Genomic DNA, 18,956 nt, shown 5'->3' with positions numbered 1-18,956 from the left:
CCGCAGCCCACGGCAGCCACGACCGCTGTTGCCATGTGGATCACGCACCGCATAGTGTCCATATCGTGGACACAATGCGGGATCGGTCGGTCCCCGGCGCGCAGTCCGTGGCGCGCGCGGCACGTCTGCTGCGCCTGGTCACCGGTGCCGGTGAGGGCGGACTCAGCGGTGCGGAGCTCGCCCGCCGCGCGGACCTGACCCGCCCCACGGCCCACCGCCTGCTCGCCGCGCTGGGCCAGGAGGGGCTCGTCGACCAGGACGAGCGGACCGGACGGTGGATGCCGGGCCCCGAACTGTACCTGATGGGCTCGGTCGCGGCATCCCGGTACGACATCACCGGCATTGCGCGCGATATCGTGCGCTCCCTCGCCGTGCGGACGGAGGAGAGCGCGTTCCTGTCGGTGCGGCGCGGCGACGAGACGGTGTGCCTGCTCCGTGAGGAGGGCAGCTTCCCGATCCGCTCGTTCGTCCTGTCCGAGGGGGTGCGCTTCCCCCTGGGGGTCGCATCGGCGGGCCTGGCGATCCTCGCCTTCCTGCCGCCCCACGATGTGGACGCCTATTTCGAGCGGCATCCCGAGCTGTCCGGCAGATGGGGCGCCGCGCATGGCGAGCAGCGGCTGCGGACGCGCCTGCGCGAGACCCAGGAGCGCGGGTACGCGCTCAACCCCGGGCTCATCGTCGAGGGCAGCTTCGGTCTCGGCGCGGCGGTGTTCACCCGCGAGGGGCATCCGCAGTGGGCGTTGAGCCTGACCGGAGTGCAGTTCCGCTTCGGGCCGGACCGGCTCGCGGACCTGGGGCGCACCCTGCTCGCCCACGCCCACCAGCTGACCACGCGGGTCGCGGCCAGCTCGCGCTGAACCTCAGCGCGAAACGGCGGACGAGGCGACCTGGACCTGGTCGCGGACGACGTCGGCGACCGCATCCGCCCCGCGCTCGGACAGCACGATGGTGTAGTGATTGACGTCGGGCACGGCGGCGTGGACCAGCGCGGGGTACGCGCGCAGCAGCTCCGGGAGGCGTTCGGCGGCATACAGCGCCGGCAGCTGATCCAGCAGCCCGCGCTCGGCGGTCAGCAGCACGGTGGGATGCCGCATCCGGGCCAGCGCCTGGCCGATCGCCGCCCCGGTGTTCTGGTCGATCGAGTCCTCCTCGAGCGTCGCGTAGCTGGTGGCCGGGCGCAGCTCCGGCTCCTCGCCGACGAGGTCGTAGGCGAGGTAGGCCTCCAGCTGGGGCGTCCAGTCGCGCGAGAACGCCGGATGCGCGCGCCAGAAATCCAGGTAGGCCTCCACCGTGGCGAAGCGCATCGCCAGCCGTTCTGCGGTGGGTCCGAGGACGAGCCGGATCACCTCGTCAGTGGGAAGCTCGTCCGGCACATCCAGCGGGAGCCCGCCGTCGACCAGGACCAATCGGGATATCCGCTCCGGGTACCGCTCCCCCAGCACCAGCGCGACGAAGGCGCCCATGGAGTGGCCGACCACCACGGCGCGGTCCACGCCGAGAGCGTCGAGCACGGCGAGCAGGTCCCGCGCGTGCGCGTCCAGCCCTGCCGGGCCGATCAGCGCGTTGCTGCGGCCTCGACCGCGCAGGTCCGGGGCGATCACGCGGGCGAACGGCAGTCGCGCCGCGACCAGCGGCCAGGACAGGTGGGATGCGGTCACCCCGTGGATCAGCAGGACGACGGGCGCGGCATCCGCCGGTGTGCCCTCGGGTTCCCAGATGGCCACGTGCAGATCGCCGCCGGCCACGGCGACCTCCGCCGTGCGGTAGCGGCTCATCGCGCCGTCCATCCGCCGTCCATCGTGTAGGAGGCGCCGGTGACCATTCCGGCGTTGTCGGAGACGAGCCAGCCGACCAGCGAGGCGACCTCCTCCGGTTCGATCAGGCGCTTGATCGCGTTCTCGGTCAGGAGCACCTTCTCCAGGACCTCGTCCTCGGGGATGCCGTGCACGCGCGCCTGGTCGGTGATCTGATGCTCGACCAGCGGAGTGCGCACATACGAGGGGTTGATGCAGTTGCTCGTGACGCCGTGCGACGCGCCCTCGAGCGCGGTGACCTTCGACAGCCCTTCCAGACCGTGCTTGGCCGTGACGTACGCGGACTTGAACGCACTGGCGCGCAGCCCGTGTGCGCTGGAGACGTTGATGATCCGCCCCCAGCCCCGGCGGTACATTCCGGGCAGCACCGCGCGGATGAGCAGGAAGGGGGATTCCACCATCAGGCGCTGCATCAGCCGGAAGGTCTCCGGGTCGAACTCCGGAATCGGGCTCACGCGCTGGATGCCGACGTTGTTGACGAGGATGTCGACGTCGAGTGAGAGGTCCTCCAGCTCCTTCGTCTCGGCCAGGTCCACCAGCCAGGGGTCGCCGCCGACCCCGTCCGCGATGGACTCGGTGAGGTAGACATGGTGATCGGCGACGATGACGTGGGCACCGCGGGCGGCGAACTCCTGCACGCACGCGAGCCCGATGCCGCTGGCACCGCCTGTGACGAGGGCCCGTTTGCCCGCCAGATCCTGATCCGTCATAGCTGCGTCTCCCCTGTCTCGGATGTCATCGTGTTCGGACGCGGCGCGAGGGCGTTGTCGATGAACCTCATCATGTCGTCGAATACCTTCGGATCCAGAACCGAGGGCGGTTTTCCCGCCGTGTCCCGCTCCCACAGCAGGAAGCGCATACCGATCAGCTCGCCCATGCCCATCAGCGCCCACGCGGTCACCTCAGGGTCCAGCGCGCGGTCCACGTCACCGGTCGCCTGTGCGGCACTCAGCCCGGCCTCGTAGCCTTCGACGATGCGCGTGTAGTGAAGGCGGAGCGTCTCCGGGGAGACGAACTCGGCCTCGCGGACCACGCGGTACAGAGCCGGGTGCTCGGCGGTGAATCGGAAGAACCCCGTGAAGCCCGCCCGCTCGGCCTCCAGTCGCGAGGATGCTCCTGCCATCGCCTCGGACATGGAGTGACGCACGCGGCGGTTCAGATCGATCACCAGCGCCTCGAAGATCGACTGCTTGCTGTCGAAGTACAGGTAGAACGTGCCCAGGCCGATCCCGGCGCGCTCGGTGATCTTGACGATGGATGCCTCGTGGTAGCCCTGCTCGGCGAAGACGACCTCGGCGCTCTCGAGCAGTCGGCGACGGGTCGCCTCACCGCGTTTGGTCAGCGGCCGTCCGGTCGCGGACGAGACCGGCCTCGCCTCACTGCGCTCATCGGGAATCGTCATACCGTGCACCTTCCACGAGCTCTCGGGCACGCTCGCGCAGTCGCGGACGTGCCAGTTTCTCGATCGTGGAGCGCGGCAGCGCCGTCACGATCTCCACGTGCACCGGGATCTTGAACGCGGCGAGGTTGCGACGGGCGTGGGCGAGCACCTCGTCCACCGAGAGCACTGCACCCGCGGTGGGGACCACGAACGCCACACCGCGCTCCCCCCATACCGGGTCGGCCACACCGACCACGGCGGCGCTGTCGATCAGCGGATGCAGGCACAGCGCGAGTTCCACCTCGGCGGGAGCGACGTTCTCGCCGCCGGAGATGTAGATGTCCTTGATGCGGTCCACGACGCGGAAAACTCCGGAGGAGCTGCGGTGGACCAGGTCGCCGGTTCGCAGCCACTCACCGGCCATCGCCGTCGCGGTCGCCGCCTCATCCTCCAGATAGCCCGCGAACACGCTCGGCCCCCGAACCCACAGCTCACCGGTGGCCTCTCCCTCCAGCGGCAGCAGCGACTCCGGGTCGGCGATCAGCACTCCGACGTGCGGGTAGGGCCGCCCGACCGCGCCCGGATGCGCCGCTGCCTCGTGTGCGGGCAGGTGCAGCACGTTCGGCGCCGCCTCGGTCAGTCCGTAGCCCTGCGTCAGTGACAGGCCTCGCGCCGCCCAGGCGTCGTGCAGCTCTGGCGGCACCGTCGCGCCGCCGACGAGTGCCAGACGAAGGCAGGACACATCCGTGGCCGCCCACTCGCGGTCGGCGGTGAGCATCGCGTACTGCGTGGGCACGCCCATCATGGCCGTCACCCGCCGGTCGCCGATCAGCTGTAGCGCCCGCGCCGGCTGGAACGAGCGCTCCAGCACGACGGTGGCACCGATCCACCAGGCCAGCAGCGGCTGGCAGTTCCACGCGGCGACGTGGAACTGCGGGAGCATCGCCAGGACGACGTCGTCCTGGGTCAGCGGCAGGGCCTGCCCGAGCGCCAGGTTGTTCCAGAAGCAGTTGGCGTGGGTGAGCACGACGCCTTTGGGGGCAGCTTCGCTGCCCGAGGTGAAGATGATCAGCAGCGGGTCATCGTCGCGGACGTGCCGCGTCGGACGCGCCGCGCGCGGCAGGGGCACGGCCGCCTCGACGCCCGTGGAGCCCAGGGCGGTGACCGGCGGGGTCTCCTCCAGCCCGCGGAGCGCCTCTGCGGCAAGCGACGCGTACTCGTCGTCGACGAGCACGAGCGCCGGGTCGGTGCGACGCAGCAGGTCGCCCAGTTCGCGCGCTGTCAGCCGCCACGACAGCGGCACGAACGCGACCCCGGCGAGCGCACAGGCGAAGAACGCCACGACATGGTCGATGGAGTTGCCCGAGATGGTCGCCAGCCGCGAGCCCGGGCCGTAGCCGACGCGGCGCAGTCCGTCGGCCAGGTCGACGGCCCGCGCCGCGAGGCCGGCATAGTCGATCGTGACGCCGCGGTCATCGATCGCGATGCGCGCGGGCGACTGCGCGGCGCGGTCGGTGAGCCAGCGCCCGATCGTGTGCGACCCGTCCTGTCCGGCCATGCCCCCGCTCATACCCGTACCTCAGCGGGGACCTCGGTATCGGCATCCGAATCGTCGATGCTCTGCAGCGACAGGCGCACGCGCTCGCCACGGCGGCGACGCCACCACGCGTCGATCGTGCCGGCGATGCCGCCCGGCAGGAACATGACCACGAGGATGAACAGCACGCCGAGGAGGAAGAGCGGCTCGGACAGCGGGATCCGCAGGACGTCGGGAAGGCCGGCGACAGCCTCCGAGCCGGCGACCACGGTGAGGCGCTGGTCCAGCAGCGTGTACAGCACGCCCCCCACGATGGCACCCCACCGGAAGCCCACGCCACCGAGGACCACCATCACCAGAATCGTGATCGTCAGGTCGGCCGAGACCGCGCGGGGCACTGTCCCGGACTGCAGCAGCATGTACGCCACTCCAGCCAGGCTCGCCAGCACGCCGGCGATCACGAAGACCAGCAGCTTCGCCCGGTAGGGGCGCAGACCGAGCACGCGGACGCGCTGCTCGTTCTCGCGCGTGGCGCGGGCGAGGTGACCGAGCCGGGAGGTGTCGACCCAGAGCGTGACCAGGTAGACGATCACCAGGACGGCCAGCGCGAACCAGTACAGGTTGCGGGTGTTCACCACCCCGACCAGCAGGTCGGGAACCTGCTCGGTGTTCAGGCTGAGCCCCTCTTCGCCGCCGGTGATGCCGGAGTTGCGCCGCACCAGCACCGATCCGGCCTGCGCGAAGGCGAGCGTCACCATCGCGAACGGGATGCCGGAGACCCGCATCGCGACCGCGCCGGTCGCGAGGGCTATGCCCATGCCGCCGATCAGCGCGACGAAGATGCCGGGAAAGAGCGGGACACCGAAGTGCTCGAGCGCGATGCCCAGGCCGTAGGCGCCGGCGCCGAAGTACAGTGCGTGGCCGAAGGACAGCATCCCGGCCGATCCGAGGAGCAGGTTGTACGACAGCGCCAGGGCGGCGAACACCATGCACAGCGACAGCAGGGCGAGGGTGCCCGGCATATAGGTGGGGGTGGGCAGGATGCCGGGGATAGAGATGTTCAGCAGCGGCAGCACGGCCATGAGCACGACCAGCGCGGCGCCCAGGCCGAACGGAAGCCAGCGGCGCATCATGCCTTCTTCCCCAGAATGCCCGACGGTCGCACCAGCAGCACGAGCGCAAGGAGGATGACGACGATGAAATCGCCTGTCCCGTTGAGATAGGTGTTCGCGAACTGCTGCAGGATCGCGACGAGCACCGAGGCGATCGCCGCGCCGGCGAGCGAACCGAGCCCTCCGATCACCGTGACGATGAACGCGAAGATCAGCAGAGTCGAGCCCAGGTGGGCCGAGACGAACGTCGTGTAGTGCATCGCGAGGACCCCGCCGATGCCGGCCGCCGCACCGCCGATAGCGAAGACCAGGGTGAAGGAGCGCCGCACGTCGATGCCCAGCGCGGTCACCATCGCCCGGTTCTCCACCCCGGCGCGGATGATCATGCCGTAGCGGGTCTTCTGCAGGAAGATCACCAGTGCGCTGAGTACGAGCAGCGCGGCGATCATGAGCACCCAGTAGGTGTTCGGAATGCGGGCGCCGAGCACCTCGGTGGTCTGCTTGAGCCACGGCGGGCCGGCGATGTTGACCGGATCTGTGCCCCAGATCCCCTCGAAGAGCGCGACCGCGGCGAAGGACAGCCCGACGGTGACCAGGACCTGCTCGATGTGGCGTTCGTACAGCGGCCGGATCAGCACGAGCTCGGTGACCGTCGCGAACACCGCCCCGACCAGAGCGCCCACGGCGATGGAGAGCAGGAACGACAGCCACGACTGCGTGCCGAGTGCCTGCGCGACAAGCCAGCCGATGAACGCGCTGAGGGTCAGGAACGCGCCGTGCGCGAAGTTCAGCACGTGCATGAGCCCGTAGATGAGGCTGAGGCCCGAGGCGACCAGGAAGTAGAGGGCGCCGAGGCCCACGCCGGTGATGAGGGTGAGGACGAGCATGCTCATGCGGTGCCCTCCTCTGCCGGGTGCGGGACGGTTTCGGCGTGCACCCCGAGCAGTCGGCGGGTCAGGGCGTCGTCGTCGAGGATCTCGCGCGCACTGCCGGTGTGCACCACGCGGCCACCGGCGATCACGACCGCGCCGTTCGCGAGGCGCCGCACGACGTCGAGGTTCTGCTCGACGAGCAGGATCGGGACGATCTTGGACGCCTCCGCCAGAGCGTCGGTCACTTCGGCGACGACGCGCGGAGCGAGCCCTTTCGTGGGCTCGTCGACCAGGAGCAGCTGGTTGTCGTTCAGCAGGGCGCGGGCCACCGACACCATCTGCTGCTGACCTCCGGAGAGTGTGCCGGCCATCTGGTCGCGGCGCTGGACGAGGTCCGGGAACAGCGCGTCGACGTAGTCGCGGCGCGGGTTGCGCTGCCGTTCGGCCAGTGCCAGGTTCTCGGCGACCGTCAGCTTCGCGAACACCTCCCGGTCCTCGGGCACGTAGCCGACGCCGCGCTGCACGATCCGGTGCGTGGGGAGGCCGTCGATGCGCTCTCCGGCCAGCGTGATCTCGCCGCGACGGGTGATCAGCCCGAGTATGCCGCGCAGCGTCGAGGTCTTGCCGACTCCGTTGCGACCGAGGACGGCGGTGATCCCGGCTGCCGGAACCGAGAACGTGACATCCTCCACGACCTGCTGGCCGGCGATCGAGCAGCGCAGATGGCGCACCTCCAGGATGCTGCCGGGCAGAGGATTTGCGGAGGTCACGCCGCCGCCGTCCCGAGGTACGCGCGCTGGACGAGCGGGTCTTCCATCACGTTCTGCGGGGTGTCGTAGGCGATGATGCTGCCGAAGTACATCACCGCGACCTTCTGCACCAGTCCCATCAGCACGTCGATGTGATGCTCGACCATCAGCACGGTGCACCCGTTCTCGCGCTGCATGTCGCGGATGTTCTCGACCAGACCTGCGACGTCACCGGAGCCGACGCCCGCCATGGGTTCATCGAGCAGGACGATGCCGGCGTTGGTCACCAGCAGCACGGCGATCTCGAGCTTGCGCTTGTCGCCGTGCGAGATGTCGCCGGCCGCGTGGTCGAGTTTGTGGGTGAGCCCGACGGCCTCGAGCTTGGCCCGTGCCAGATCGGTGGCGGCATCCGTGCGCCGGGGGAATCGCAGCAGCGAGTAGTCGCCGCCGAGGGAGACCTGCGCGGCGAGTCGCACGTTCTCCAGGACGCTGAGTCGCGGGAACAGGCTCGACGTCTGAAAGGTGCGCCCCAGTCCCGCCCGCGCCCGCGCAGGGACGGACGCTGAAGTGATGTCGTCACCGTTCATCAGGACGCGTCCTGACGTGGGCTTGATCAGGCCGGAGATCACGTTGAACAGCGTGGTCTTGCCGGCGCCGTTGGGGCCGATGACCCCGACGAGCGAGCCGGCGGCGACATCGAGCTCGACGTCCTTGAGGATCGTCGCACCGCCGATCTGCAGGCCGAGGCCCTCGATCTTCAGCGCGGACGGGATGGGGGTGCTCATCTCGTGCCTGCGGCGCTACTTGGCTTCGGCCGGAGCGACCGCTGCGGCGTCCGCCGTGTCGACCAGCTCGGGAACGAACGTGCCGCCGTCGGCGGCGAGTTTGGTCTGGTACATCTCCTGGATCAGGGCGTGGTCGCCGACGCGCACCTCCATCGCACCCTTCGGCCCGTCGAACTGGAAACCCTCCAGCGCCGCGATCATCGCGTCGACGTCGCCCTTTCCCTCCCGGATGGCGTGCACGATCATGAGGGCGGCGTTGAAGCCGTCAGGGCTGAACAGATCCACCGCCCCGCCGGCGTCCTCGATGAGCTCGATCATCGCCGCGTTCACGTCGTTGTCGTTGGCACCGGGGAAGTAGTGGTTCAGAAAGCTGATCTTCTCGGATGCCTCGCCGTAGGCGCCGAACGTCGCGGCGTCGCCGAGACCGGTCACGACGGGGATCTCGTCCAGCACGCCCTGCTGGCTCATCGCCTGCCACATCGCACCGGATGTCGCACCCGCCCATGCCACGAAGACCAGATCGGGACTGCCGGCGAGCACCTGCTGGGCGAAGGGCGTGAACTCCGTCACGTCTTCGGCGACCAGCACCGAGTTGACCGTGGCGCCCTGCGCTCCGAGAATCGCCTGGACGGCGGCTTCGTTGCCCTGTCCGAAGGCGTTGTTCTGAGCGAACACGGTGATCGTCTTGCCCTCGATGTCATCGAGGAAGGTTCCTGCGGTCGCGACGTCCTGCGCGCTCTGGCGGCCGGAGCGGAACGTGTACTCGTTGATGCCGGTGATGGCGTCGGCGGCGGCCGGGCCCGAGACGAAGAGCACTTTGTTCTGCGCGGCCTGCTCTGCGACGGCCAGGGCAACCCCCGATGAGGCGCTGCCGGCGATGATCGTGACGCCCGCTCCGATGAGCTCCTTGACTGCGGTGACCGCCTTGTCGGGATCCCCGGCGTCGTCCTTGTACTCGACGGTGATCGCGGTGCCGTCCACCTCGTCGGTGCCGTCCGTCGCGTAGTCCAGTCCGGCCTTGAAGGCGTCCAGATACTGCTTGCCGTACCCGGCGAGGGGTCCGGTCTCGCTCGTGACGATGCCCACCGTGATCTCGGCGGGGCCGCTCGGCGTTTCGGACCCGTCGCCGCCCGGGGCGGAGGCCTGCGGCGCGCAGGCGGCCAGGACGAATGCCGCGGCGGTGACCACGGAGCCCAGGAGCAACTTCTTCGTAACCCGCATGTGCGTGCCTTTCACCATCGGAAGGGAATACATGAAACCTGATTCAGGTACTCGTAACCTAGGAACACGGAGGGCGCGCTGTCAAGGGGCGATCCCTGTGGGAGCACGGCGCTGCGCGGGGCGGCGGGCGGGCTAGGTCGCCGTCGCCGCCGTCTTGCGCCGGCGGACCTTGTCGCCGCCCGCCTTGGGCGCGTCGACGCCGACGTCGAGAAGGGGCTGACCCCGATCGGTGGACCAGATGGCTCCGAGCCCGCGGTCGCCGTGCTGCGAGGCGCGCACCGCCCGTTCGTCGGCCCAGCCGTTGAGGCGGTGGCCGGCGTGCCCCCGGACGTGCTCGAAGGTCACGTCCGGCATCCCTGCCGCGCGCCGGCCATCGCGGGCGTCGATCAGCGCACGCAGGATGTCCGCGTTCTTGGTCGGCTCCCCCGTGCTGGTCTTCCAGCCGCGTCGCGCGTGCGCGTCCATCCAGGACCGGTAGGTGTTGATGGCGTACATCGAGTCGGCCTGGATGTGCAGTTCCGCCAGGTGCGCGTGGTCGCGAATGGCGTAGAGCACCGCGAGGAGCTCGCCGATGTTGTTCGTGCCGGCCTCGAGGGATCCGGCCGCCCAGCGCCCGTCCTCACCGACCCACGCCCATCCGGCCGGACCGGGATTGCGCATGCACGCGCCGTCCGTCGCGACCGTGTACCTGCTCATGACTGGTCCTCCCGGTGCCGCACCCGTGCCGGCTCGCCATGCCGAACTGACATCGCACGGACCTCGCTACCGCCCAGCAGAACAGCCCCGGAACCACTGGCGAGTGGATTCCGGGGCTGATCCGTGCACCCCCTGGGACTTGAACCCAGAACCCACTGATTAAGAGTCAGTTGCTCTGCCGATTGAGCTAGAGGTGCATGATTCGCGAGGGCGAACCGAGGCTAAACATTACCATCACGATTGCGTCACTCGGAAATCGGGTGGGCTGCGGCCGGTATCCTGGACACCGTGACCTCGCCCTCCGCTTCGGTGTCCTTCCGCGCACCCTTCGACGGGGATCTGCGCGAGGATCTGACCCTCGCGCTGCAGATCGCGGATGCCGCGGACGCGGTGTCCATGGCTCGATTCGACGCGGCCGACCTGGACGTGCAGCTCAAGGCCGACGCGTCCCACGTCACCGAGGCCGACCTGGCCACCGAGCGGGCGATCCGCTCGATCCTGGAGACCGAGCGGCCCGACGACGGCGTGTTCGGCGAGGAGTACGGACGCACCGGCGACTCGAGCCGGCAGTGGATCGTCGACCCGATCGACGGCACCGCGAACTATCTCAAGGGTATCCCGATGTGGACCACCCTGATCGCTCTCTCGATCGACGGCGTGCCCCGGGTCGGCGTGGCCAGCCAGCCCGCTCTCGGCCGCCGGTGGTGGGCGGCGACCGGCCTCGGTGCGTGGACGAACACACCGGAGGGCACCCCGCGCCGACTGGCCGTCTCATCGGTCGGCGCGATCTCCGACGCGAGCGCCAGCTTCCAGAGCATTCGGCAGTGGGACGAGGCCGGACAGCTGGACGCGCTGGTGCGCCTGTCCCGTTCGGTGTGGCGCGATCGCGGCTACGGCGATACCTGGCCCTACATGCTGCTGGCCGAGGGGCGCCTGGAGTTCGTCGCCGAGTTCGGCGTGCAGGAGTACGACATCGCCGCCCTGGTGCCGATCATCACCGAAGCCGGCGGCCGTTTCACCTCCTATGCCGGCGAGGACTCCATCGCAGACCGGTCATCGCTGGCCACCAACGGTGTGCTCCACTCCGCATTCCTGGACCTGCTGGGCGCCACCTCGGAGTCGAGGAGCACGCCATGAGGCGCCGTCGCTCGCTCCTGGGCGGTTCGGTCATGATCGCGGCCGCGCTGCTGGTGGCGAGCGGGTGTGCGAGCACGCCGCCCGCACAGCCGGAGACGTCCCAGACCCCGGCCCCGGCACCGACGTCACCGACACCGACGCCCGAGACCGAGGCTCCGCCGACGCCGGCGGGGGACCCGACGTGCGAGACGATCATTCCGGACCAGACCGTCACGGATTTCGAGGCCGTCGGCTGGACCGCGCGGGCCGAGCCGTTCCGCGTCGGCGAGCTGGAGCTGCCCGAGGGCGTCCAGTGCATCTGGGGTGATTTCTCGACCGCCACCGACCACGTCCAGATCTACGGCTGGGCGCCGATCACGGCCAAGCAGGCCGCGGATGCGCAGAAGTATCTGAAGGACGCGGGCTGGCGTGTCGAAGAGTCAGCCGAGGGAGTGATGCTCACCGAGAGCGCGGACACCACCGTCGCGACCGACGCAGACGGCTACGGTCTGACGTATCTGTTCGGCGACGAGTGGGTGAAGTACGCCGACACCAAACAGGGCCTTCTGCTGGTGGTGTGGCCATTGCCCTGATCTGAGTCCGCCCTGATCTGAGTCCGCCCTGATCTGAGTCCGCCCCACCCGGTTCAGCTAGACCCGAGGCGCGGCCACGACGACCACGTTGTCGGCATAGCGTCCCGTGGAGCTGTCGAAGGCTCCCCCGCACGTGATCAGCACGAGCGCCCTGGTGCCCCCACGGGCGAAGATATCGTCCGTGGGCAGGTCCTGCTTGGGATAGTAGGTCACCGACACCACGTCGTAGACGGCCGCCGCACCGTCCCCTCCCAGCACGGTCACTTCGCTGCCGGGTGCCAGTCCGCGCAGCTCGGCGAAGGGCCCGATCGGATACTCGGGGGCGTCGATGTGGGCGGAGATGACCGTATTGCCGTCCGGGCTCCACGGATCCGACCCGAACCGGTACCACCCGGCGATCGCGGGGTTCTCCGGCAGCTCCATGAAGCCGCCGGCCTCGACTCCGACCGGGATCACCTCGATGTCGATCCCGGCAGCGCCGATCTGGACCCGCACGGGCGGGACGGCCTCACGAACAGGGGCAAGGGTGCTCTGCGCGATCGGGACGTCGACAGCGGCTGTCGGGGCGGGGGTGGGCACGGCCGACGGTGTCGGTGGCGCGGGTGCGCCCGCCCCGGTGGGGGCCGGGGCGGGCGCGCACGCGGAGAGCGCGAAGACGAGCGCAACGGGTGCGATCAGTCGTCGTAGCACGGGTATCCCTCCGCGTGGTCGGTCGGTCGTTCAGGCGTCGGTCTTGGCAGCACGTGAACGACGTGCGAGCACGACCGTCACGGATGCCGCCGCCGCAGCGAACGCGATGCCCACGATCCAGCCGGCCTGCATCGCGGTGTCACGCTCGGCGGCATATCCTGCGGTGCCCGAGTTCACTCCACCGGGCGCGGTGTGTCCGACGGTGACGTTCTGCACGGCGAGTGCGAGGTTCCCTGCCTCGGCGCTTCCCCACGCGTAGACGATCGTCAGCACGCCGTCCTGGATGGCGACATCTGCCGGTCCGAGCACGGGCTCGGTCGTGCCCGCCAGCGCGACGGATGCCGAGACGGTGCCGGCCGGGAGGTTCAGCGTCGCCTCATTGGGGTTGACCAGGTCTTCGACCACTGGCGCCCCGCCGGCCAGGATGTCCACCGCGGGTGCGGCCGCCACGTGGCGAACGGTCAGGCGACCTTCTCCGGCAGCGGTCGTCTGGGTGTCGTTCGTGAAGAGCTTCGCCGTGGGATCGCCCGCCTCATCCAGGAACGCCACCGCGGTGTAGCTGGTGTTCGCGGCCAGCGACAGCGTGATCGGCCCCAGAATCGGAGCGCTGGCGTCCGCGGCATCCGTCGCGGTGAGGGCGACCTCGTAGTCACCCGCGGGCAGGTCGAGCGGACCGGCCAGATCGCCGGGCTGGAAGTCGTCGAGCGTCAGTTCCCCGTTGACATAGACATCCACCGGTGTGTCGGGTATGCCGTGAAGCACCGACAGATCGGCCGTGGTCGCCGAGATGGCCTGGGCAGGGGCGATGAAGCCCGCTGCGAGGGCGAAGCCGGCGACGACGCCGGCTGCGATTGTCTTGCGCACTGTGTCCTCCTTCAGGGGCGGCTCTTTCCGCCCTGCACGGAGTACTTCGGCGTCGTCCCTGAATTGGATTCAAATGCATGGACAAATCTCTCCTGAGCGCGCCACGGCGCTGCTCAGGCCTGATCCTCCCGGACCGGACCGGGTTTCATGTACCACTCCACGAACGACCGGGCGCGGCCGTCGTCGGCGAGGCTCACCACCCACAGGTTGGCGTAGATCCGCCCCTCGGACGGATAGTCGGTGCGGCCCTGGATCACGCCCACGCCGTCCGAGAATGCGAGCGGCTCGCCCTGGAACGTCCACGTCCCCGGCTCGTCCCTATGAGCGAGCCAGCCCTCGACGATGGCATCGCGCCCGATCCAGGGCTCCGGGTCGAACGGGCCTCCTGCATAGGTGGCGTCCTCGACGAAGAGCGCGCGGATGTCGTCGGGCTCGTTCGAGGACCACGCGAGGAGATAGCGGTCGAGCCAGCTCTGAAGTTCATCGGCCATCCCCTACGACTACCCCGACGACCGCCTGCGGTCAAGACGTCCGGAGAGCATGACAAGGTGGTCGCATGAACCGCGTCGGAGCGATCTTCACGCCCTACTTCCCGCCTGAGGTGCTGCGCGATGCCGCGCAGACCGCCGACGAATCGGGTGTTCCCGAACTGTGGCTGTGGGAGGACTGCTTTCGCGAGTCCGCGTTCGCCGCGGCATCCGCTGTCCTGGCCTGGACCACGCGACTGCGGGTCGGGATCGGCGTCGCGCCGATCCCCTTGCGCAACGTCGCCGTCACGGCGATGGAGATCGCGACCATCGAGCGGATGTTTCCCGGGCGGCTCGTCCCCGGGGTCGGCCACGGCGTGCTGGAGTGGATGGGGCAGGTGGGCGCGCGGGCCGCCTCGCCGCTGACCCTGATGCGTGAGTTCGTGCCTGCCCTCCGGGCCCTCCTGGCCGGCCAGGAGGTCAGCACCTCGGGTCGCTACGTCTCGCTGGATCGGGTCCGGCTGGACTGGCCCCCGGCGCAGCCACCGTCCCTGATGGTCGCCGGCGAGGGGCCGAAGACCGTCCGCCTCACCGGCGAGGTCGGGGATGGAACCGTCCTCCCCGCCGGGAGCACTCCGGACCGGGTCACCCGGACCCTCGCTCTCGCCCGGGAGGGGCGAGCGGCCGCCGGGCGCGACGGCGCGCACGAGCTCGTCGTGTTCGTCTCGGCCGCGTTCGGCGGAGGGACGGCCCGGGCCCAGCTCCGCGACGAGCTGATCCGCGTGGCTGGTGGTGCGGACCCCGCCTTGATGGTCGTCGGCGACGCCGAGGCGGTGATGGCGGCGATCGCCCCGTTCTACGCGGCCGGGGCGACCACGGTCGTCCTGCAGCCCCGCGAGGGCGAGAGCGACCTGGCCGGTTTCATGCAGAACGTCGGCGAGGTCGCCCGGATGGTCGAGGCCGGGTGAGCCCCGGCTGCAGCCTCAGCGACCGCCCTCGTCGCGCCACGCCTGCGCCAGCCGGTTGACGCCCTCCCGGAGCGAGTCGACGTCGGGCTCCGCGAAGGACAACCGCACGAAGCCGCGGAACTGCTCGGCACCGGCGGCGAACCACTCGCCGCGCTGGTAGGTGACCCCAAGGTCCTGCGCGGCCTCGAACACCTTCGCGAAGTCCACGTCGCCGCGCAGGCGCGCCCACACGAAGAACCCTCCGGTCGGATCGGACAGCTCCACCCGGTCACCGAACTGCTCGCGCAGCGCCGACGTGAGAACGCGGGCCTTGTCCGCGTATACCGTGCCGGCGCCGGCGATCGCCGGATCCAGGCGGGGGTCTGCCAGCATGCGCCCGACGAGGTCCTGCAGGACGCCGCTGGTCTGACCGTCCAGCCGGTTCCGCAGCTTGGTGAAGCCCGCTTCCAGCGCCGTCGGGACGGTCAGCCAGCCCAGGCGGAGCCCCGGTCCGAGCGTCTTGGAGAAGGAGTTCACCGCGATGACCCGGTCGGTGTCGCGCAGCCGCGGTCGGTCGGGGACGACTGTGCCGGGGAACGCGATCTGCCGGTATGGGTCGTCCGAGAGGATCGTGAATCCGTACTGCTCGGCGAGGTCCACCAGCGCCGCCGCCCGTTCCGCGGTGAGGGTGGCGCCCGAGGGGTTCTGGAAGGTCGGCACCGTGAACAGCGCCTTGGGACGAAGGCCCGCGCGCAGCCGGGCGGCCAGGACATCGATGTCGATGCCTTCGGCGGTGACCGGGATCGCCTCGATGTGCACACCGACCAGGTCGAGCACACGCAGGAAGAGCGGATAGACCGGATCGTCCACCACGATCGTGTCGCCCGGGTCGAGCGTGCCGAGCACTGCCAGCGACAGCCCGTGCGCTCCGCCGTCCGTGACGATCACCCGGCCGGGGTCCACGCCCTCGCGGGCAGCGATCGCCGCGCGGAACGCGGGGATGCCTGCGGAGGCGGAGTACCGCAACGTCTCCGGGAAGTCCGCGTCGGCGGTCACGGCGGCCGCGGCATCCCGGTAGAGGTCCCTCGGGAGCACGTCGACGGACGGATTGCCGCCACCCAGGTCGATCGAGCCGGCCGAGAGCCTGACCAGCGTCGCGTCGCCGAACCCCTGGCGTTCCGGCAGGTTCGCCAGCAGCGCGCTGGCTCCCGCGAGCAGTTCTCGCGAACGTGCGTCCTGCAGCGTGTCAGTCATGTCGGCATCCATTCGGGTCAGGGGCGGTAGGGACCAAGACGCGCGTCGGCGTCTCCGAACACGTCGCGCGCGGCGAGGTCGGCGAGCAGGGGCGCCAGCGTCACGCCGCTGTGGGCGAGCAGGACGTAGATCCGATCGGCGATCCAGCCCAGCACCGGCAGTCCGTCCGCAGACATCGGCCGTTCCGCCTCATCGATGCTGATCAGTGCGTCCTCGGGAATCTCGCGGTCCAGTGCGGCCGCGGTCCGGGTGCGAAGCTCGGCCCAGGTCGTCTCGACGGCGGCGCGTTCACCGCTCGCGGCCTGCATGCGCTCCAGGGGCAGGCTCTGGACGGCCAGGATGCCGTCACCGTCGGGGCGCAGCTGCAGTCCGCCGGTCGATTCGACCCGGGTGACGGCGTGGTCCACGCGCAGGCGCGCCAGGAATCCGCGGGCGCCCGGCGCACTGCCCAGGCGGTGCGCGACGGCGCCGGCGGATCGGGCCAGAGCGGCGGTTCCGGTGCCGGCGGCGATCAGCACGGCATCCGCCACGATGTGATCGCCGGACACATCCGAACCCTCGCTCTCGATCACGATCTCGGACCCGCGTCTGCGGAGTCCGCGCGCCCGGATTCCGGCGCGCACCGCGCCGCCCGCCGCGACCAGCTGGGCGCGGTGAACGGCGATGAACCGCGTGATATCAACGTACCCGTCCTCGGCGGCGACGATCCCGTCCGCGGTCGAGCCGGTCTGAAAGAACCATCCCGCGCCCACCCCACGCTGGGCGTGGACGGCGCGAGCATCGCCCTTCACCGCGGCGTACGCGGGTGATGTGGCGATCGCATTCACCCAGGCGAGGCTGGCCGCCGAGACCCGCGTCGTGCCCGTCGGGTCATCCGTGATCAGCGTCACGGCGTCACCGCGCTCGGCCAGGGCTGCGGCAGCGGATGAGCCGAGCACGCCGCCGCCGACCACGACGATGCGGCGCGTCACCTGCCGGCCCGCCCGCCCGCGACCTCGCCGAAACGCGTGGCGGCGGTCATCCGTCGATGAACCGGCGCGCGATGCGGTTGCCGACGAACTGCACGAGCTGCACGAGGCCGATCAGGACCAGGATGATCAGGATCATCACGCCGTAGTCGAACCGTTGATACCCGTAGGTCAGCGCCAGGTTTCCGAGACCGCCGCCGCCCACCGCGCCGGCCACGGCGGTCGCGTCGATCAGCGCGACGAAGATGAACGTCAGCGACAGCAGCAGCGGCCCGAACGCCTCGCGGACGACGAATCCGAACAGGATGTGCAGCGGCTTCGCGCCCACGGCGGTGGCCGCCTCGACGACACCCGGGTCGACGGCGACCAGATTGGTTTCGGCGACACGGGCGATCCCCACCGACGCGGCGATGGTCAGCGGCAGGATCGCGGCGGCCGGTCCGATGCTCGTCCCGATCAGCGCGCGCGTCAGCGGTGTCAGCGCGATCAGCAGGATGATGAACGGGATCGGCCGGAGCGTGTTGACCACGACGTTCAAAACCGTGTGCGCGACCCGGCTGTGCAGCAGCTGCCCGGGTCGGGTGGCGAACAGGAAGATCCCCAGCACCAGACCGATGATCGCGGCGAAGAAGAACGACACCGTGACCATGAACAGCGTCTCGCCGAGCGCTTTGGCGACCTTGGGGACGACGACGTCCACGTCGACGAACTGTGGGATCACCACGTCGTCACCTCGGTCTGCGCGCTCAGCTCGGCGGTGAAGCGGTCGATGGCATCGTCATCGCCGTAGAGCGCCAGGCTCAGCTGTCCGTACGGCTGGTCCTTGACGCGGGCGACGCCGCCCTGGATCACCGCGAAGTCGACGCCGTGCCCCCGCGCGAGGCGCGACAGCAACGGGCTGTCCACCAGCGTCCGATCCACGGTGACGGAGATCTTCCGCCCGTCGAATCGGTCCCGCAGCGCGCTCTTCTCGGCGTCGGTCAGGGCTGTGCGCGTGTACGAGCCGACGAGCCCCTGCGTGACCGCATGCTCAGGGCGCGCAAGGATCTGGTGGATGTCGCCGGACTCGACGACGCGCCCCTGGCTGAGGATCGAGACCCGGTCGGCCAGACGGCTGATGACGTCCATCTCGTGCGTGACGACGACGATCGTGATCCCGAATTCGCGGTTCACCGATCGCAGCAGGTCGACGATCTCGGTGGTGGTCTGCGGGTCCAGTGCGCTGGTCGCCTCGTCGGCGAGCAGGATCGAGGGCCGGCTGGCGATCGCGCGGGCGATTCCCACGCGCTGCTTCTGCCCGCCGGACAGCTGTCGCGGACGCGCGAAGGCCTTGCCGCCCAGTCCGACGAAGTCCAGCAGCTCGCCGACCCGGCGGGAGATGTCCGCCTCCTTCCACCCGGCGATCTTCAGCGGGGTGGCGATGTTGCCGTAGACGGTGCGGGAGTTCCAGAGGCTGAACTGCTGGAACACCATCCCGATGCCATGGCGCAGGGTACGCAGCTGGCTCGGGGAGAGCCGCTGCACGTCCACGCCGTCGACCAGCACCTGCCCGCTGCTCGGAGCCTCGAGACCGTTGATCATCCGCAGCAGCGTGGACTTTCCGGCGCCTGACCGCCCGATCAGGCCGTACACCTCACCGGCCTCGATCGACAGGTCGATGCCGTCCAGCGCGAGCGCAGGCGTCGCCTTCTTGCGCGTGGGGTACTGCTTGGAAACACCGGTGAGGCGGATGCGCTCTGACATTGAGGACTTTCGATCGGGATGCACAGGGACGTCACGGCGGGCGGCGGCACAGAGCCGCCGCCCGCCGGAGACGACTACTGCGCGGTCAGCTCGGCCAGCGCGGCGCGCAGGTCGGCGACCGGCAGCTGGACGATTGTGGCCTCGCCG

The 18,956-nt window shown here is 70.0% G+C and carries 21 protein-coding genes and 1 tRNA gene; 4 read left to right on the top strand and 18 right to left on the bottom strand.

Annotation, left to right across the window (positions count from 1 at the left end):
- The first annotated feature begins 74 nt into the window (after positions 1-74).
- Positions 75-857, top strand: coding sequence for an IclR family transcriptional regulator (locus NQ152_RS08665; protein ID WP_257502225.1), 783 nt, complete (start codon positions 75-77; stop codon positions 855-857).
- A gap of 3 nt (positions 858-860) precedes the next feature.
- On the opposite strand, the gene NQ152_RS08660 is transcribed toward NQ152_RS08665, so the two are convergent.
- From NQ152_RS08660 to NQ152_RS08610, 11 genes are all read right to left on the bottom strand, one after another.
- Positions 861-1,775, bottom strand: coding sequence for an alpha/beta hydrolase (locus NQ152_RS08660; protein ID WP_257523687.1), 915 nt, complete (start codon positions 1,773-1,775; stop codon positions 861-863).
- Complete coding sequence (locus NQ152_RS08655) at positions 1,772-2,524, bottom strand: 3-hydroxybutyrate dehydrogenase (protein ID WP_257501962.1); 753 nt, start codon at positions 2,522-2,524, stop codon at positions 1,772-1,774. The genes NQ152_RS08660 and NQ152_RS08655 overlap by 4 nt, the downstream gene beginning before the upstream one ends.
- The gene (locus tag NQ152_RS08650) at positions 2,521-3,216 is read right to left on the bottom strand and encodes a TetR/AcrR family transcriptional regulator (RefSeq protein ID WP_257501961.1); all 696 of its coding nucleotides are present in this window, start codon (positions 3,214-3,216) and stop codon (positions 2,521-2,523) included. The genes NQ152_RS08655 and NQ152_RS08650 overlap by 4 nt, the downstream gene beginning before the upstream one ends.
- Positions 3,200-4,753 (bottom strand): class I adenylate-forming enzyme family protein, encoded by a 1,554-nt coding sequence (locus NQ152_RS08645; RefSeq protein ID WP_257523686.1) that lies wholly within the window; start codon positions 4,751-4,753, stop codon positions 3,200-3,202. Before NQ152_RS08645 ends, NQ152_RS08650 begins: the two co-directional genes overlap by 17 nt.
- An 8-nt stretch (positions 4,754-4,761) precedes the next feature.
- Complete coding sequence (locus NQ152_RS08640; RefSeq protein WP_257501959.1) at positions 4,762-5,865, bottom strand: branched-chain amino acid ABC transporter permease; 1,104 nt, start codon at positions 5,863-5,865, stop codon at positions 4,762-4,764.
- The gene (locus NQ152_RS08635) at positions 5,862-6,737 is read right to left on the bottom strand and encodes a branched-chain amino acid ABC transporter permease (protein WP_257523685.1); all 876 of its coding nucleotides are present in this window, start codon (positions 6,735-6,737) and stop codon (positions 5,862-5,864) included. Before NQ152_RS08635 ends, NQ152_RS08640 begins: the two co-directional genes overlap by 4 nt.
- Positions 6,734-7,486, bottom strand: a complete 753-nt coding sequence (locus NQ152_RS08630) for an ABC transporter ATP-binding protein (protein ID WP_374113580.1) — start codon at positions 7,484-7,486, stop codon at positions 6,734-6,736. The genes NQ152_RS08635 and NQ152_RS08630 overlap by 4 nt, the downstream gene beginning before the upstream one ends.
- Positions 7,483-8,250: an ABC transporter ATP-binding protein gene (locus tag NQ152_RS08625; protein ID WP_257523684.1), complete on the bottom strand. Its 768-nt coding sequence runs from the start codon at positions 8,248-8,250 to the stop codon at positions 7,483-7,485. The genes NQ152_RS08630 and NQ152_RS08625 overlap by 4 nt, the downstream gene beginning before the upstream one ends.
- A 15-nt stretch (positions 8,251-8,265) precedes the next feature.
- A complete protein-coding gene (locus tag NQ152_RS08620; protein WP_257523683.1) occupies positions 8,266-9,471 on the bottom strand; it encodes a substrate-binding domain-containing protein in 1,206 nt (401 codons plus the stop codon).
- A 132-nt stretch (positions 9,472-9,603) separates the two neighbouring features.
- Positions 9,604-10,167, bottom strand: coding sequence for a ribonuclease H (locus NQ152_RS08615; RefSeq protein WP_257523682.1), 564 nt, complete (start codon positions 10,165-10,167; stop codon positions 9,604-9,606).
- A 124-nt stretch (positions 10,168-10,291) separates the two neighbouring features.
- A tRNA-Lys gene (locus NQ152_RS08610) sits at positions 10,292-10,364 on the bottom strand.
- A gap of 91 nt (positions 10,365-10,455) precedes the next feature.
- Between NQ152_RS08610 and NQ152_RS08605 the strand changes: the two genes are divergently transcribed.
- Positions 10,456-11,304, top strand: coding sequence for an inositol monophosphatase family protein (locus tag NQ152_RS08605; RefSeq protein ID WP_257523681.1), 849 nt, complete (start codon positions 10,456-10,458; stop codon positions 11,302-11,304).
- Entirely contained in the window at positions 11,301-11,876 is a 576-nt protein-coding gene (locus NQ152_RS08600) for a hypothetical protein (RefSeq protein WP_257523680.1), read from the top strand. Before NQ152_RS08605 ends, NQ152_RS08600 begins: the two co-directional genes overlap by 4 nt.
- 57 nt (positions 11,877-11,933) lie before the next feature.
- Here the strand turns inward: NQ152_RS08600 and NQ152_RS08595 are convergent, their stop codons facing one another.
- The 3 genes from NQ152_RS08595 to NQ152_RS08585 all read right to left on the bottom strand — a co-directional run bounded on the left by NQ152_RS08595 (position 11,934) and on the right by NQ152_RS08585 (position 13,921).
- Entirely contained in the window at positions 11,934-12,566 is a 633-nt protein-coding gene (locus NQ152_RS08595) for a class F sortase (protein ID WP_257523679.1), read from the bottom strand.
- A 30-nt stretch (positions 12,567-12,596) separates the two neighbouring features.
- Positions 12,597-13,430, bottom strand: coding sequence for a DUF4397 domain-containing protein (locus tag NQ152_RS08590; protein WP_257501952.1), 834 nt, complete (start codon positions 13,428-13,430; stop codon positions 12,597-12,599).
- Positions 13,431-13,543: 113 nt separating this feature from the next.
- Positions 13,544-13,921 carry a nuclear transport factor 2 family protein gene (locus NQ152_RS08585; protein ID WP_257523678.1) on the bottom strand — a complete coding sequence of 126 codons (378 nt, stop codon included), beginning with the start codon at positions 13,919-13,921 and terminating at the stop codon, positions 13,544-13,546.
- Between the two features lie 65 nt (positions 13,922-13,986).
- Here NQ152_RS08585 and NQ152_RS08580 point away from each other — a divergent pair, with 65 nt between their 5' ends.
- Positions 13,987-14,865 carry an LLM class flavin-dependent oxidoreductase gene (locus tag NQ152_RS08580; RefSeq protein ID WP_257523677.1) on the top strand — a complete coding sequence of 293 codons (879 nt, stop codon included), beginning with the start codon at positions 13,987-13,989 and terminating at the stop codon, positions 14,863-14,865.
- 15 nt (positions 14,866-14,880) lie between these two features.
- Here NQ152_RS08580 and NQ152_RS08575 read toward each other — a convergent pair whose 3' ends face one another.
- The 4 genes from NQ152_RS08575 to NQ152_RS08560 are packed head-to-tail and all read right to left on the bottom strand — an operon-like array spanning position 14,881 to position 18,809.
- Complete coding sequence (locus NQ152_RS08575) at positions 14,881-16,098, bottom strand: PLP-dependent aminotransferase family protein (protein ID WP_257523676.1); 1,218 nt, start codon at positions 16,096-16,098, stop codon at positions 14,881-14,883.
- 17 nt (positions 16,099-16,115) lie between these two features.
- On the bottom strand, positions 16,116-17,069 hold the full coding sequence (locus NQ152_RS08570; RefSeq protein WP_257523675.1) for an FAD-dependent oxidoreductase: 954 nt from the start codon (positions 17,067-17,069) through the stop codon (positions 16,116-16,118).
- Between the two features lie 46 nt (positions 17,070-17,115).
- The gene (locus NQ152_RS08565) at positions 17,116-17,790 is read right to left on the bottom strand and encodes a methionine ABC transporter permease (RefSeq protein ID WP_257501947.1); all 675 of its coding nucleotides are present in this window, start codon (positions 17,788-17,790) and stop codon (positions 17,116-17,118) included.
- The gene (locus NQ152_RS08560) at positions 17,784-18,809 is read right to left on the bottom strand and encodes a methionine ABC transporter ATP-binding protein (protein WP_257523674.1); all 1,026 of its coding nucleotides are present in this window, start codon (positions 18,807-18,809) and stop codon (positions 17,784-17,786) included. Before NQ152_RS08560 ends, NQ152_RS08565 begins: the two co-directional genes overlap by 7 nt.
- Positions 18,810-18,956: the final 147 nt, after the last annotated feature.

Origin of the sequence: Microbacterium sp. zg.B48, from assembly GCF_024623505.1 — a bacterium.
Taxonomy (GTDB): Bacteria; Actinomycetota; Actinomycetes; order Actinomycetales; family Microbacteriaceae; genus Microbacterium.
The sequence above is the reverse complement of the archived record's forward strand: the minus strand, read 5'-3'. Positions and strand labels throughout refer to the sequence as shown.

What these genes read in the sequence shown, in the direction of transcription:
- NQ152_RS08600 (WP_257523680.1), top strand. Translation starts at nt 11,301, where the DNA reads ATGAGGCGCCGTCGCTCGCTCCTGGGCGGTTCGGTCATGATCGCGGCC.
- NQ152_RS08560 (WP_257523674.1), bottom strand. Translation starts at nt 18,809, where the DNA reads ATGTCAGAGCGCATCCGCCTCACCGGTGTTTCCAAGCAGTACCCCACG.
- NQ152_RS08620 (WP_257523683.1), bottom strand. Translation starts at nt 9,471, where the DNA reads ATGCGGGTTACGAAGAAGTTGCTCCTGGGCTCCGTGGTCACCGCCGCG.
- NQ152_RS08575 (WP_257523676.1), bottom strand. Translation starts at nt 16,098, where the DNA reads ATGACTGACACGCTGCAGGACGCACGTTCGCGAGAACTGCTCGCGGGA.
- NQ152_RS08650 (WP_257501961.1), bottom strand. Translation starts at nt 3,216, where the DNA reads ATGACGATTCCCGATGAGCGCAGTGAGGCGAGGCCGGTCTCGTCCGCG.
- NQ152_RS08640 (WP_257501959.1), bottom strand. Translation starts at nt 5,865, where the DNA reads ATGATGCGCCGCTGGCTTCCGTTCGGCCTGGGCGCCGCGCTGGTCGTG.
- NQ152_RS08655 (WP_257501962.1), bottom strand. Translation starts at nt 2,524, where the DNA reads ATGACGGATCAGGATCTGGCGGGCAAACGGGCCCTCGTCACAGGCGGT.
- NQ152_RS08615 (WP_257523682.1), bottom strand. Translation starts at nt 10,167, where the DNA reads ATGAGCAGGTACACGGTCGCGACGGACGGCGCGTGCATGCGCAATCCC.
- NQ152_RS08585 (WP_257523678.1), bottom strand. Translation starts at nt 13,921, where the DNA reads ATGGCCGATGAACTTCAGAGCTGGCTCGACCGCTATCTCCTCGCGTGG.
- NQ152_RS08665 (WP_257502225.1), top strand. Translation starts at nt 75, where the DNA reads ATGCGGGATCGGTCGGTCCCCGGCGCGCAGTCCGTGGCGCGCGCGGCA.
- NQ152_RS08625 (WP_257523684.1), bottom strand. Translation starts at nt 8,250, where the DNA reads ATGAGCACCCCCATCCCGTCCGCGCTGAAGATCGAGGGCCTCGGCCTG.
- NQ152_RS08645 (WP_257523686.1), bottom strand. Translation starts at nt 4,753, where the DNA reads ATGGCCGGACAGGACGGGTCGCACACGATCGGGCGCTGGCTCACCGAC.
- NQ152_RS08635 (WP_257523685.1), bottom strand. Translation starts at nt 6,737, where the DNA reads ATGAGCATGCTCGTCCTCACCCTCATCACCGGCGTGGGCCTCGGCGCC.
- NQ152_RS08580 (WP_257523677.1), top strand. Translation starts at nt 13,987, where the DNA reads ATGAACCGCGTCGGAGCGATCTTCACGCCCTACTTCCCGCCTGAGGTG.
- NQ152_RS08660 (WP_257523687.1), bottom strand. Translation starts at nt 1,775, where the DNA reads ATGAGCCGCTACCGCACGGCGGAGGTCGCCGTGGCCGGCGGCGATCTG.